Here is a 14,084-nt window from a genome sequence, read left to right on the forward strand (position 1 = left end):
CTTTGCGGCGTGGCGCGCCGGCCTCGGCTCACTTGCGGCGGGCGATCGGCACGTAGTCGCGCGAGGTGGCGCCGGTATAGAGCTGGCGAGGGCGGCCGATGCGCTGGCCCGGATCCTCGATCATTTCCTTCCACTGGCCGATCCAGCCCACGGTGCGGGCGAGGGCGAACAGCACGGTGAACATGGAGGTCGGGAAGCCGAGCGCGCGCAGCGTGATGCCCGAATAGAAGTCGATGTTCGGATAGAGCTTGCGGTCGACGAAATACTCGTCCTGCAGCGCGATACGCTCCAGCTCGACCGCGATATCGAGCAGCGGGTCGTCCTTGATGCCGAGCTCGCCGAGCACTTCGTGGCAGGTCTTCTGCATGATCTTGGCGCGCGGATCATAGTTCTTGTAGACGCGGTGTCCGAAGCCCATCAGGCGGAAGGGATCGTTCTTGTCCTTGGCGCGGTTGATGAATTCGGGAATCCGGTCGACCGAGCCGATCTCGCCGAGCATCTTCAGCGCGGCCTCGTTGGCGCCGCCATGGGCCGGCCCCCACAGGCACGCAATGCCGGCGGCGATGCAGGCGAAGGGGTTTGCGCCGGACGAGCCGGCAAGGCGCACCGTCGAGGTCGAGGCGTTCTGTTCGTGATCGGCGTGCAGAATGAAGATGCGGTCGATGGCGCGCGAGAGCACCGGATTGACCTTGTACTCCTCGCAGGGAACCGAGAAGCACATGCGCAGGAAGTTCGAGGCGTAGTCGAGGTCGTTCTGCGGGTACACGAAGGGCTGGCCGACATTGTATTTGTAGGCCATGGCCGCCAGCGTCGGGAGCTTGGCGATCATCCGTACCGAGGCGATCATCCGCTGCTGCGGGTCCGAGATGTCCGTGCTGTCGTGATAGAATGCCGAAAGAGCGCCCACCGAAGCCACCAGCACCGCCATCGGGTGCGCGTCGCGACGGAAGCCGTGGAAGAACCGGCTCATCTGCTCGTGCACCATGGTGTGGCGCGTGACGCGGTAGTCGAAATCGGCCTTCTGCGCGGCAGTCGGCAGCTCGCCGTAAAGCAGGAGATAGCAGGTTTCGAGAAAGTCGCCGTTTTCGGCGAGCTGTTCGATGGGATAGCCGCGATAGAGCAGGACGCCGGCGTCGCCGTCGATATAGGTGATCTGGCTTTCACAGCTCGCGGTCGAGGTGAAGCCGGGATCGTAGGTGAACATGCCGGTCTGGCCATAGAGCTTGCCGATGTCGACGACATCGGGACCGACCGTCCCCTTGAGGATGGGCAGATCCCAGCTCTTATCACCTACGGTCAGAGTCGCGGCATTCGCCGAAGTGCCGTTGATGGCGTCCATGCGGGATCTCCCTGAAAATCTGGAACCGATGACGGTGCGCGTCTTGCGGGTGCCGCGCCGGACCTCTCGGCCTGAAGCGGTGGAAGCGAGGGGGGCGTGCTTCATCGCAACTTGGCAAGGGAAGTCGTAACGGTTTCGGATCGTGCTCGCAAGCGCAGCGTAAATCGCGGGCTGTGGTGCGGCGACACCATCTGTGCCGCCGCTTTGCACCATTCGCACCTGCAGGAGGGGCGCCACGCTCAGGCGTCGGCGATCACGCCTGTCTGGTCGCTGATTCGTGCCAGCGACTCGTCCTTGCCGAGCACTTCCAGCACATCGAAGATTCCGGGCGAGGTGGTTCGTCCGGTCATGGCGGCGCGCAGGGGCTGTGCGATGGCGCCCAGCTTCACGCCGCGCGCCTCGGCCACCTTGCGCACAGCCGCCTCGGTGCCGGCGGCGGTCCACTCGTCGACGGCCGCAAGTCCGGCAGAGGCGTCGGCGAGCAGGCGCCGGGCGTCATCGGTGAGCAGGGCCGCGGCCTTGTCCTCCAGCTGGAACGGGCGCGACTTCCAGATATAGGCGGCGCTGTCGATGAGCTCGACCAGCGTCTTGGCGCGCTCCTTCAGGCCCGGCATGGCCGCCAGCATCTGCGCGCGCCGGGTGGAATCGAGCGCACCGGCGATCTCGGCGCCGTTCGGCAGGTTGGGCAGCAACTGGTCGATCGCGTCCATCAGCTCGGCGTCCGGCGTGGAGCGCATATAGAGGCCGTTGATGCTCTCCAGCTTGGCGAAGTCGAACCGCGCCGCCGAACGGCCGACCTTGTCGAGGTCGAACAGCTGGCTCATTTCCTCGGTGGAGAAGATCTCCTGATCGCCATGGCTCCAGCCAAGGCGGACCAGATAGTTGCGCAGGGCGGCCGGCAGGTAGCCCATGGCGCGATAGGCGTCGACGCCGAGCGCGCCGTGGCGCTTGGAGAGCTTGGCCCCGTCCGGCCCGTGGATGAGCGGGATATGGGCCATGGTCGGCACATCCCATCCCAGCGCGCGGTAGATCTGCGTCTGGCGCGCGGCATTGGTCAGGTGGTCGTCGCCGCGGATGATGTTGGTCACGCCCATGTCGTGGTCGTCGACCACGACCGAGAGCATATAGGTGGGGTTGCCGTCCGAGCGCAGCAGGACCAGATCGTCGAGTTCCTTGTTCTGGAACACGACGCGCCCCTGAACCAGGTCCTCGATCACGGTCTCGCCCTCGTTCGGGGCCCTGAGCCGGATCGCCGGCTTGGCACCGGCCGGTGCCTCGGATGGGTCGCGGTCGCGCCAGCGCCCGTCATAGCGCGGCGCGCGGCCCTCGCGGCGGGCGGTCTCGCGCATCTCCTCAAGCTCGGCGGCGGTCGCGTAGCAAGGGTAGGCATGCCCCGCTGCCAGCATCTGCTCCACAGCCTCGCGATGGCGGGCGGCGCGGGCGAACTGGTAGATGACCTCACCCGACCAGTCGATCCCGAGCCATTTCAGGCCGTCGATAATCGCTTCGATGGCTTCGGGCGTGGAGCGCTGCCGATCGGTGTCCTCGATGCGCAGCAGCATCTTGCCGCCCTTGGCCCGGGCATAGAGCCAGTTGAACAGCGCGGTGCGCGCGCCGCCAATATGCAGGAAGCCGGTGGGCGAGGGGGCGAAGCGGGTGACGATTTTCTCGGACATTTCTCTCGTCTCGCGCGGCGGTGATCGACGACGGGTGTCGGCGATGGACGGGTTGGCATGGCGGGCGCGGACGGTGCGTGTACCATAGGTCCGCGACAGGGGAAAAGCCGCCGCAGCACACGTTTGCGCGCGGTGCGGGCGGCCGGAGCGGGGCGTGGACGCGGCAGGCGAGGGCGACGGGGGCGATCGGCGGGGTGAACGGGCGCGTCAGGGCCGCGCGCGCGCCGTCGCCATTGCGCTCGCTCCGCGATTTCCGACCCTTGCCACAGGCGGGTTCGCGGCGGGATGGAGCGCCCTTTCGCGCGGACTGCGGGCCTGCGCCGTGCGCGAACTGGAAGACCGTCGCGGATTTCTATTCCTGCCGATTGCCTTCGCCGCTGGTGCCGCACTTTATTTCGGCGCCGGTCACGAACCACTGGTCTATGGCGGTCTGGTGCCGACGCTGGTGTTCGGCGCGCTTGCCATCCTCGCCCGCGAGCGGCCTTTCGCCTTCCATTTTTTCGTGCTGCTGGCGGCGATCAGTGCCGGCTTCGCGCTTGCCAGCCTTCAGGTGCAGCGCATCGCGCATCCCGTGCTGGCGAAGCCGCTCCAGGCGGTGGAGGTGGCCGGGTTCGTGGAGGCCGAGGAGCGCCGCCCCCGTGGCAGCCGCATCACCCTGAAAGTAACCGGGCTGGGCCGCAAGCTCGATGCCCCGCCGCAGCGCGTGCGGGTGACACTGGCGTCCTCCGAGCCACCGCCGGTTGGCGCCCATGTCCGGCTGCGAGCCAATCTCGCACCGCCGCCGGGCCCGGCCTATCCGGGCGGGTTCGATTTCGGGCGCGCCATCTGGTTCGATGGCATCGGCGCCACGGGCTACGCGCTGGGAAAGGTGCAGATCGTGCCCGGACCCGAACCGCCGCCGGGCCTCGCCTTCGCCGCGTGGCTGGAGCGCAGCAGGGAGGCCATCGCCGCCCGAATCCTCGCAACGCTGTCGGGCGGGGCGGGGGGCATCGCGGTCGCGCTGGTGACGGGCCTGCGCGACGGCGTGCCGGAGAGCATCGAGGAGAGCATGCGCATCTCCGGCCTGTCGCATGTGCTGTCGATCTCGGGGCTGCACATGGCGCTGGTGGCGATGACGGTGTTTTTCCTGGCCCGGGCGTTGCTGGCGCTCTCGCCCGCTCTCGCCTTGCGCTACCCGATCAAGAGCTGGGCGGCGCTGCCCGCGCTGCTTGCCGCGACCTATTATCTGCTGCTGTCCGGAGCCGAGGTGCCGACCCAGCGTTCCTATGTGATGACCCTGCTGGTGCTGCTCGGGGTTATCGTCGGCCGGCCCGCTCTTACCCTGCGCACCCTGGCGATCGCGGCTCTTTGTGTCATGGCGCTGATGCCATGGGCGATCCTCGATCCGGGCGCGCAGATGTCCTTCGCCGCCACGCTGGCCTTGGTGGCCGCCTATGAGCGGTTCGGGCATTTGCTGGTGCCGTCGTCCGGGGGGCCGCGCGCGCGGCGCTGGTCGCTCTGGCCGGCGCGTTACATAGCAGCGCTGGCGCTCACTTCACTGGTGGCCGGGCTGGCGACCGCGCCCTTCGCCGCCTTTCATTTCCAGCGCCTTGCGCCCCTGAGCCTCCTCGCCAATCTGGCCGCGATGCCGGTGGTCTCGACCATCGTGATGCCGGCGGGGCTGGCGGGGTCTCTTCTGATGCCGTTTGGCTGGGATGGCCCGGCCTGGCGGGTGATGGGCTGGGGCATCGATCGGATGATTGCCATTGCGGCCGCGGTGTCGGCTCTGCCGGGCGCGGATCGCGGCCTAGCAGCCATGCCGATCGCGAGCCTGGTGTTGATGAGCCTCGCCCTGGCGGCTCTTTGCCTGCTGCGCACGCGCCTCGCGCTCGTGGCGCCGCTGTTGGCGGGGTGCGCGGCGTGGATCACGCTCACCGCACCGCGCCCAGACCTCTACGTCGATTCGCGGGCCCGCACGGTGGCGGTTCGCGGACCCGACGGGAACCTTGCGCTGATGGGCACCCGCACGGCACGCCTTGCCGAACGGTTCGAGGTCGGCCAGTGGCTCAGTGCGGAAGGGGCGCGGGGCACGGAGGCATCGGAGCGGCTGACGGCCGTGGCGGCGTGCGATTCCCTCGGCTGCACGCTGCCCGGTCCGAACGCGGCGCGTGTGGCCTATTCGCGGGACCGGGCGTCCCTGTTCGAGGACTGTCGGCGGGCCGATCTGGTCGTGACGCCCTACGAGCCCCCGGAGGATTGCGCGGCGACGGTTCTTTATGTCGACGCGTACCGCCAGCACGGGGGGCTGGCGGCTCAGTATCTGGATACGAAAGAATGGGAATTGATAATGGCGCGACCGGCCGGGGCGCCACGGCCCTGGCAGCCACCTGCACCCGCCGCGGCCGATATCCTTCGCCGGTCCGCATCGGTTCCCGCGACCGATTCTACGATCAACCGTCCATCGATCCCAAGGGCACGGGGCGCGGCGGCGGTTCGGGAGGCGGATCCCGATAACGCTTCCACGCCCGATGTCGACCCTGGGGCCGACGGGCCAGACGATGCCGTGAACGCCTCGGAAAACTGAACCCTGAATACCCGCGTGAACCCAGGGAACCAAACAGACGCCCCGCCACCACTGAAATTACGCCGCGCCTTGCCGGATCACGCCGTCTCCCGTCGTCCCTCCACGGGATGCCGCGCCAGCCGGTCCCTCCAGCATTCGGCGCATCCGCGCGGCGTGGTCATGTCAGTAGCGCCGGAAAAGCCCGACAAGACGCCCCTGGATGCGGACCCGGTCGGGGCCGAAAATGCGTGTTTCATATGCGGGGTTCGCCGCTTCCAGCGCGACGGAGGCGCCCTTACGGCGCAGCCGCTTCAAGGTTGCTTCCTCGTCGTCGATCAGCGCCACGATAATGTCGCCGCTATTGGCGGTGTCGCTCTTGCGGATCAGGGCAAGATCACCGTCAAGAATCCCGGCCTCGATCATCGAATCGCCGCGCACTTCGAGCGCGAAATGCTCGCCACCGGCAATCATTTCCGGGGGCATGGAGATGGTTTGATCGCGGCTCTGGATCGCCGAAATGGGCGTTCCCGCCGCGATGCGGCCCATCACCGGGATCGACACCGAACGCGAGGCACTGTCGTCGACGGGCGCGCGCGACCGGCCGAGGCTGCCCTCAATGACATTTGGCGCGAAATTGCGCGAAGAGCGTGTGGGCTGGGAATCTTCCGGCAGCCGCAGGACCTCCAGCGCCCGCGCCCGGTTGGGCAGGCGGCGGATGAAGCCGCGTTCCTCGAGGGCCGTGATCAACCGGTGGATGCCGGACTTGGATTTGAGATCCAGGGCGTCCTTCATCTCCTCAAACGAGGGAGGCACCCCATCCTGTTTGAGGCGATCATTGATGAAGCGAAGCAGCTCATGCTGTTTGCGAGTGAGCATCGATCCTACTCCGTCCGTGCCGCGCAATGAAAACAAATCACGAACAAACACTATCCGTTCTTTTTGTGTTCCACAATCGGTAATTGGATCGCTAAGCGCCGGCAGTCGAGCCGCAATTCGTTGATCGTGTATGCAATGGCTTCCATTGTGCGCAAGTGTTGTGCATTATCGGGCGGAACAGGAAGGGTGACACATTGATCGGCACGATTTCGGACCTTCTCGCAGCGCATCGCTCGGGCGCTGCGCGTCCGGCGGACACTATTGCGCGCTGCGTCGAGCTCATCGAGCGACACGGTGATCCTGCCATTTTCACGTCGATCAGCCCGCCCAAGGCGATTGCGGCTGCGCTCAAGGCGCTGGAGGGCTTGGACCCGGCGACCCTGCCGCTCTATGGCATTCCCTTCGCCGTGAAGGACAATATCGACGTCGCCGGCCTGCCCACCACCTGCGCCTGCCCGGACTTTGCCTATGACGCGACGCGCGACGCGTCGGTCGTGGTTCGGTTGCGCCGGGCCGGTGCCATCGTCATCGGCAAGACCAATCTCGACCAGTTCGCCACGGGGCTGAACGGCACGCGCTCGCCCTATGGGACGCCGCGCAACGCGGTGCGGCCGGATCTGGTGCCCGGCGGTTCGAGCTCGGGCTCCGCTGTTTCGGTGGCGGCGGGGCTGGTGCCCTTCGCCCTCGGCACCGATACGGCGGGATCGGGCCGCGTGCCGGCTGGGCTGAACAACATTGTCGGGCTGAAGCCCAGTCTGGGGCTGATCTCGACCAATGGCGTCGTGCCGGCCTGCCGCACGCTCGACTGTGTCTCGGTGTTTGCCTTGTCCGTGGAAGATGCGTTTGCGGTGCTGCGCGTCGCCGCGGGTCCCGATGACGCCGATCCGTTCTCACGCCCGCTTCCCGTCGGCCAGCCTGGGGGCTTTCCTGCCAAGCCGCTTCTGGCGGTGCCGCGCCGCGAGGATCTGGTCAGCTTCGGTGATCGGCTGGCCGAGAAGGCCTTTGCCGCCGCCGTCGCCCGTTTCCAGGCTCTTGGCGCCCGGGTCGAGGAAATCGACATGACGTCGTTCTTCGAAACCGCGAAGCTGCTTTACGAGGGGCCGTGGGTCGCCGAGCGTCTGGCTGCGGTCGGCCCCTTCCTGGAATCGCGCCCGGCCTCCTTTCACCCGGTGGTGCGTTCCATCGTCGAGCAAGGGCGCGGCCTGAGCGCCGTCGACGCCTTCCGGGGACAGTACCGCCTGGCGGAGCTGAAGGTGGAAGCGCGGGCGATTCTCGGTCGCTTCGATGCGTTGACGGTGCCGACCATGCCCACCGTCTACACGGTCGAGGAGATGCTGGCGCAGCCGGTGCGCTGCAACAGCAACCTCGGCGTCTACACCAACTTCGTGAACCTGCTGGATATGTGCGGCCTTTCGGTGCCGGCCGAGATCCGGCCGGACGGCGCCCCGGCCGGCGTGACCCTGCTGGCGCCTGCGGGGCGGGACGCGCATCTGGCGGCGCTGGGCGCCCGCTTCCACGCCGATACCGGTCTCACCATGGGCGCGACGGGCGCGCCATTGGTCACCCGCCCGGCGGCGAGCGTGCGCGCGGCGCCGGGATATCTCGAACTCGCCCTGTTCGGCGCGCATCTGTCCGGCCTGCCGCTCAATGGTGATCTGCTTGCCGCGGGCGCCGTGTTCCTGCGCGCGGCGCGCACCAGCGCCGACTATCGGCTTCATCTGCTGCCGGAAGGGCGTGTGCGCCGGCCCGGCCTGCTGCGCGGGCGGCCGGGATCGGGCGCGGCGATCGACTGCGAAGTGTGGGCGCTCCCGGCGGATGCCTTTGGCCGTCTGGTCGCCGGAATTCCTGCCCCGCTCGGGGTGGGAACCGTGCAACTAGACGACGGCACCGAGGTGAAGGGCTTTCTGATGGAGGCGGCCGCCGCGGCAACCGCGCGCGACATCACCGCTTTCGGCGGCTGGCGCGCGTTCCTCGCGGATGAGGAGGCACGGCGCGCAGAAAGCCAGCCCGTCGGCGGCTGAGGTTCTGGAAGAGAGTCCGAAAATCTCGTTAAATTGCTGATATCACACGTTTTGTGCGTATTGCTCATACGCGTCGTGAACGATCGCGATATGGCTGCGCATCGCGGCGTTGGCGCTGTCGCGGTCGCCGCGCAGAATGGCCGTCACGACGCGGTCGTGCTCGGTGTGTGACAGCGCTAGGCGGCCCAGCGCCCGGAACTGCGCCCTGCGGAAGGGAGACAGGCGCCGCCGCGTTCCGAGCGTGATTTCAATCAGATAGCCGTTATGGCTGCCATCATAGATCGAGGTGTGAAACTGCTCGTTCGCCTCGCGATAGGCATTGAAGTCGCCCTGCCGCATCAACGCGCTCATCTCGGCATGCAGCTGCTCCAGCTGGCGCCGTTCGGGCGGCGTCATCTGCAGCGCGGACAACCCCGCGCACAGCCCTTCCAGCTCCGCCATCACATCGAACATGTTCTGCAGGCGCTCGACGCTTGGGCGGGCGACCACCGCGCCGCGATGGGGGCGCGCATCGATCAGGCCGGAGGCCGCCAGTTCGCGCAGGGCCTCGCGTACCGGCGTGCGTGACACACCAAAGCGGGTAGCGAGGGCGGTCTCGTCGAGCGTCGTTCCGGGAAGCAGCAGGCCGCGCGTGATCTCGTCGGCGAGCTGAATGCGCAGGCCCTCGGCGCGGGTTACGCGCGGCCTACCCGCCTGTGCGGCGGGTGTCGATTCGGCGGGAGGCGGGACGGAGACCACGGACATCGGCGATAATGTACCCCGCAACGCGGCGAGTCGCTGCCGAAAAAACACCGCAGCGCCCGATCTTTAGCATGAGAGGAGAACAAGATCCTTAAGCGGGGACCGGCTCGTTGATCACGCTGACATGGGCCGCCACCACCTTCCAGCCCTCGGGCGTGCGCATCCAGGTCTGCATCTGCCGCCCGACCTTTCCGACCATGCCCTCGCGCCGGAACAGCGTCGAGGCGACGCCGAAATCGCGGCCATAAGTGGTGATCTGCGTCCCTTCGAGCGAGCGGTCGAGCCCCACCGGCGAACGGGTGGCGCGAAAGGCGCGAATGGCCTCGATGCCGTAGAGATTTTCGCCCCCGCCATAGCGCGTCGTGGTGGGATGATCGAAGAACAGCGCGTCGAGCGCTTCCACGTCATTGGTCACGAGGGCGCGCTCGTAGCGGTCAAACGCGGCCTGCATCTCGGCGACGATCTCGGGCAGATTGATGTCCATCAGCAGTCTTTCCCGCCGGCCACGAGGCCGCTTGAACTGGTTGAAACACGGCCCAGCACACAGGCTGCGCCAGTCGCGGTCAATCCTCGAGGGCGAGAAACACGCAGGGCTCGCCTTCGGCCGCTGCCGGCGCATTCGGGTGGCGGACAAGCAGGACATCGGCGCGGGCCAGCACGCTCAGCATGGAGCTGTCCTGAACCGGAAGCGGGCGCACGATGGGCACGCCCTCATGGTCGCCGGCGAGGGTGGCGCGGATGAAGTCCATGCGGTGATCATTCGCCTTCACATCCGCGCCGAGCCGGGCAGGCTTCAGAACCGGCTGGGTCGGCACCGTCTCGCCTTGGAGCGCGCGCAGCAGGGGCACGAGGAACACCAGCGCGCACACATGGGCGGACACCGGGTTTCCCGGCAGCCCAAGCACATGGGCGCGCGTGTCATCGGCGCGCGTGTCGCCGCCGGCCGTGTCCCGCTTCGGGGCGAGGCCGAACATCAGCGGCTTGCCCGGCCGCAGCGCGATCTTGTGCACGGCGAGTTCCACGCCCTGCGAGGTGAGCGCCGGGGCCACCAGATCGTGGTCGCCGACCGAGGCACCGCCGGTGGTGACCAGCACGTCAAGACCTCCCGCAAGCGCGTCGTGCACGCCGCGCTGCGTCGCCTCCATGCTGTCGGGCAGCACGCCGAGATCCATCACCTCGGCGCCCGCGCGCCGGGCCAGTGCGCCGAGGGAGTAGATGTTGGACAGGATGACGTTGTGCGAACCCGCGCCGGTGCCGGGGCGCACTAATTCGTCGCCGGTGGAGAGCAGGCCGACGCGCGGGCGCCGGAAAACGGCAAGTTCGGCGATGTCGGCGGAGGCGGCCAGCGCCAGATCCCGCGCGCGCAGCCGATGGCCGGCGGCGATCAGCAGGTCACCCGTGGCGAAGTCGCCGCCGGCGCGGCGAATGTGCCGTCCCGGCGTTGCCGCCTGCGTAAGGGTAATCGTCTCGCCCTCTCGTTGGGTGTCTTCCTGGATCACCACGGCGTCGGCGCCCTCGGGCATCACCGCGCCGGTGAACACGCGCACCGTCGTGCCCGGCTCGACCCGCCCTATGAACGGGCGGCCGGCGGCGGATTCGCCGATCAGCTCAAGCGCCGCCATGGCGCTGGCGTCGCCGGCCCGTACGGCATAGCCGTCCATCGCCGAGACGTCGGCTCCCGGCGTGGTGCGCCGTGCCACGACCGGGGCGGCGAGCACGCGCCCGTCGGCCGCGTCGAGCGCGACATTCTCGATGCCAAGCGGCCGGGCGGCGGAAAGCAGGCGGCGCAGCGCCTCTTCTACGGGCATCAGTGCCTGCATGTTCCCGTCCTCAGCCGGCGCGCCAGTGACCGGAACGGCCGCCGGCTTTCTCGATCAGTTGGATCGCCTCGATGCGCATGCCGCGATCGACCGCCTTGGCCATGTCGTAGATGGTGAGGCAGGCGAGGGAGACGGCGGTCAGCGCTTCCATCTCGACGCCGGTCTGGCCGCTGGTGCGCACCGTGGCGCGGACCCTCAGGCCGGGCAGCGCGGCGTCCGGTTCGATTTCCACCGCGACCTTGGAAAGCAGCAGCGCGTGGCACAGCGGAATCAGCTCATGCGTGCGCTTGGCGGCCATGATGCCGGCGAGGCGGGCCGTGCCGATCACGTCGCCCTTCTTGGCGTTGCCGCTCTCGATCAGCGCCAGTGTGGATGGCTCCATCACCACGCGCCCCTCGGCGACGGCGATGCGGTCGGTGATCGCCTTGTCGGCGACGTCGACCATGTTCGCCGCGCCGCTGGCGTCGATGTGGGACAGTGTGGGCTCGTCGTCGGCGCCCATCGGTTCAGCCCGCCGCGCGCAGCGAGGGGGCGAGAAGGGCGGCGGTGGCGGCCGTCACGTCCTGCTGGCGCATCAGGCTTTCGCCAACGAGGACGGTGCGGATATCCACCTTCGCCAGCCGCGCCACGTCCTCGGGCGTGAAGATGCCGCTCTCGCCGACGATCACCCGGTCGGCCGGAATGCGCGGAGCGAGGTCCTCGGAGGTGTCCAGCGTGACTTCGAAGGTCCGCAGGTTGCGGTTGTTAATGCCGACCAGCCGCGCCGGCAGTGTCAGTGCGCGGTCCAGTTCGGCAGCGTCGTGCACTTCCACCAGCGCATCCATGCCAAGGCCGTGAGCGGTCTCGATCAGATCCCGCGCCAGCGCGTCGTCCACCGAGGCCATGATGACCAGAATGCAGTCCGCGCCCCAGGCCCTCGCTTCGAACACCTGATAGGTGTCGTGCATGAAGTCCTTGCGCAGCGCCGGCAGCGAGCAGGCGGCGCGGGCGGCGGTGAGGAATTCCGGCGCGCCCTGGAAGGACGGGCGATCGGTGAGAACGGAAAGGCAGGTCGCACCGCCCACCTCATAGGCGCGGGCGAGGGCGGGTGGATCGAAATCAGGGCGGATCAGCCCCTTGGAAGGGCTCGCCTTCTTGATTTCGGCGATTAGCGCGGTCCCGCGCGCGGCAATGTCCCGCTCAATGGACTTAAGGAAGCCGCGCGGCGCCTCCACCTGTTCGGCGCGCGCGCGCAGGTCGGCGAGCGGCACGGCCTTCTTGGCCTGCGCGATCTCCTCGCGCTTGTAGGCTTCGATCCGCTGGAGAATATCGCCCATTGCTGCCTCCCTCACACCATCGCGGAAACGGCGACGAGGCGATCCAGCGCCGCCTCGGCGTGGCCGCCGGTGAGGCTGGCGCGGGCGATCTCCAGACCGTCGCCCAGCGTGTCGGCCTTGCCGGCGACGATCAGCGCGGCGGCGGCGTTCATCAGCGACACATCCGCATAGGCGCTCGGCTGGCCGGCCAGCACGGCGCGCAGCGCGGCCGCATTCGCGGTGCCGTCGCCGCCCTTCAGGGAGTCGGGCGTCGCCCGGGCAATACCGAATTCTCCCGGCTCGATCTCGAAGCTGCGGATCTCGCCGTTGGAAAGTTCGGCCACATGGGTCGCCCCGGTGGTGGTGATCTCGTCCAGCCCGTCGGAGCCGTGCACGACCCAGGCGCGGGTCGAGCCGAGCGAGCGCAGCACCTCCGCGATGGGCTCCACCCAGTTGCGCGAGAACACGCCGACCATCTGGCGGGTCACGCCCGCCGGGTTGGACAGCGGGCCAATGAGGTTGAAGATCGTGCGCGTGCCCAGCTCCACGCGGGTGGGGCCGACATGCTTCATCGCCGGGTGGTGGGCCGGCGCGAACATGAAGCCGATGCCCGCCTCCTTGATGCAGCGCGAGATCTGCTCCGGCGTCAGGTCGATCTTGACCCCCAGTGCCATCAGCACGTCGGCGGCGCCGGACTTGGAGGAGAGCGCGCGGTTGCCGTGCTTGGCCACCGGCACGCCGGCACCGGCGACGATGAACGAGGCGCAGGTCGAGATGTTGTAGGAGCCGGAGGCGTCGCCCCCGGTGCCCACCACGTCCACGGAATCGGCGGGGGCCTCCACGCGCAGCATCTTGGCGCGCATGGTGGTGACCGCGCCGGCGATCTCCTCCACGTCCTCGCCACGCACGCGCAGGCCCATGAGGATGGCGCCGATCTGCGAGGGCGTGGCCTCGCCGGACATCATGATGTCGAAGGCGAACGCCGCCTCGGCGCGGGTCAGGGTGGTGCCGGTGGCGATCTTGCCGATGACGGCCTTCAGGTTTTCCATGCTCTCCCCGCGTTGCTTCAGGCGGCCCGCGAGCGGCGCGGACCGGAATTCCACGCCCGCGCCAGGTCGAGGAAGTTCTTCAGGATCGTGTGCCCGTGCTCCGAGGCGATGCTCTCGGGATGGAACTGGACGCCGTGCACCGGCAGTTCCTTGTGAGACAGCCCCATGACCAGCCCGTCATCGGTCTCGGCGGTGATGGCGAGCGCGGGCGGCAGGGTCTCGCGCCGCACGATGAGCGAATGGTAGCGCGTGGCCTTGAACGGCCCATTGATGCCGCGGAACACGCCTTCGCCGCGATGGCGGACGTCGGAAAGCTTGCCGTGCAGCGGCAGCGGCGCGCGGATCACCTCGCCGCCGAAGACCTGGCCGATGGCCTGATGGCCAAGGCACACGCCGAACACCGGCACGCCCTCATTGGCCGCTCGCCCGATCAGGTCCAGGCAGATGCCCGCCTCGTTCGGCGTTGCCGGGCCGGGAGAAATGACGATGGCTTCCGGCTTCAGCGCCAGTGCCTCGTCCACTGTGAGGGTGTCGTTGCGGCGTACATCCACCTCGGCGCCGAGCCCGCCGATATAGTGGACCAGGTTCCAGGTGAAGCTGTCGTAATTGTCGACAAGAAGGATCATCGCGCGTCCATCCGCCGGTCTTGGGCCGGCATCAAAAGCTCTAGGGTGTTGACCGACGCCGGGTCAAGCCGCGCGGTCGTCTCGACCGGGCTCGCCCTG

The 14,084-nt window shown here is 68.2% G+C and carries 12 protein-coding genes; 2 read left to right on the plus strand and 10 right to left on the minus strand.

The genetic code is table 11. From position 1 onward, the window contains the following. Window positions 1-28: 28 nt before the first annotated feature. Window positions 29-1,339: a citrate synthase gene (gene gltA, locus G3A50_RS19710; protein WP_163076822.1), complete on the minus strand. Its 1,311-nt coding sequence runs from the start codon at window positions 1,337-1,339 to the stop codon at window positions 29-31. Between the two features lie 239 nt (window positions 1,340-1,578). Continuing rightward, window positions 1,579-3,015 carry a glutamate--tRNA ligase gene (gene gltX, locus G3A50_RS19715; protein WP_163076823.1) on the minus strand — a complete coding sequence of 479 codons (1,437 nt, stop codon included), beginning with the start codon at window positions 3,013-3,015 and terminating at the stop codon, window positions 1,579-1,581. A gap of 154 nt (window positions 3,016-3,169) precedes the next feature. On the opposite strand from gltX, the gene G3A50_RS19720 reads away from it, so the two are divergent. Beyond that, on the plus strand, window positions 3,170-5,578 hold the full coding sequence (locus G3A50_RS19720; protein WP_246251908.1) for a ComEC/Rec2 family competence protein: 2,409 nt from the start codon (window positions 3,170-3,172) through the stop codon (window positions 5,576-5,578). Between the two features lie 162 nt (window positions 5,579-5,740). On the opposite strand, the gene lexA is transcribed toward G3A50_RS19720, so the two are convergent. Continuing rightward, a complete protein-coding gene (gene lexA, locus G3A50_RS19725; protein ID WP_163076824.1) occupies window positions 5,741-6,433 on the minus strand; it encodes a transcriptional repressor LexA in 693 nt (230 codons plus the stop codon). Window positions 6,434-6,627: 194 nt separating this feature from the next. Here lexA and atzF point away from each other — a divergent pair, with 194 nt between their 5' ends. Beyond that, complete coding sequence (atzF, locus tag G3A50_RS19730) at window positions 6,628-8,454, plus strand: allophanate hydrolase (protein WP_163076825.1); 1,827 nt, start codon at window positions 6,628-6,630, stop codon at window positions 8,452-8,454. Between the two features lie 42 nt (window positions 8,455-8,496). Here atzF and G3A50_RS19735 read toward each other — a convergent pair whose 3' ends face one another. From G3A50_RS19735 to G3A50_RS19765, 7 genes are all read right to left on the minus strand, one after another. Next, the gene (locus tag G3A50_RS19735; protein ID WP_163076826.1) at window positions 8,497-9,198 is read right to left on the minus strand and encodes a GntR family transcriptional regulator; all 702 of its coding nucleotides are present in this window, start codon (window positions 9,196-9,198) and stop codon (window positions 8,497-8,499) included. 88 nt (window positions 9,199-9,286) lie between these two features. Further along, on the minus strand, window positions 9,287-9,679 hold the full coding sequence (gene hpxZ, locus G3A50_RS19740; RefSeq protein WP_163076827.1) for an oxalurate catabolism protein HpxZ: 393 nt from the start codon (window positions 9,677-9,679) through the stop codon (window positions 9,287-9,289). 79 nt (window positions 9,680-9,758) lie between these two features. Then, on the minus strand, window positions 9,759-11,015 hold the full coding sequence (locus G3A50_RS19745; protein WP_163076828.1) for a molybdopterin molybdotransferase MoeA: 1,257 nt from the start codon (window positions 11,013-11,015) through the stop codon (window positions 9,759-9,761). Between the two features lie 10 nt (window positions 11,016-11,025). After that, a complete protein-coding gene (gene moaC, locus G3A50_RS19750) occupies window positions 11,026-11,517 on the minus strand; it encodes a cyclic pyranopterin monophosphate synthase MoaC (protein WP_163076829.1) in 492 nt (163 codons plus the stop codon). A gap of 4 nt (window positions 11,518-11,521) precedes the next feature. Continuing rightward, the gene (gene trpC / locus G3A50_RS19755; protein ID WP_163076830.1) at window positions 11,522-12,331 is read right to left on the minus strand and encodes an indole-3-glycerol phosphate synthase TrpC; all 810 of its coding nucleotides are present in this window, start codon (window positions 12,329-12,331) and stop codon (window positions 11,522-11,524) included. Window positions 12,332-12,342: 11 nt separating this feature from the next. Continuing rightward, on the minus strand, window positions 12,343-13,359 hold the full coding sequence (gene trpD, locus G3A50_RS19760; RefSeq protein ID WP_163076831.1) for an anthranilate phosphoribosyltransferase: 1,017 nt from the start codon (window positions 13,357-13,359) through the stop codon (window positions 12,343-12,345). Window positions 13,360-13,376: 17 nt separating this feature from the next. Then, the gene (locus G3A50_RS19765; RefSeq protein ID WP_163076832.1) at window positions 13,377-13,985 is read right to left on the minus strand and encodes an anthranilate synthase component II; all 609 of its coding nucleotides are present in this window, start codon (window positions 13,983-13,985) and stop codon (window positions 13,377-13,379) included. Window positions 13,986-14,084: the final 99 nt, after the last annotated feature.

Origin of the sequence: Ancylobacter pratisalsi (assembly GCF_010669125.1) — a bacterium.
Taxonomy (GTDB): domain Bacteria; phylum Pseudomonadota; class Alphaproteobacteria; order Rhizobiales; family Xanthobacteraceae; genus Ancylobacter; species Ancylobacter pratisalsi.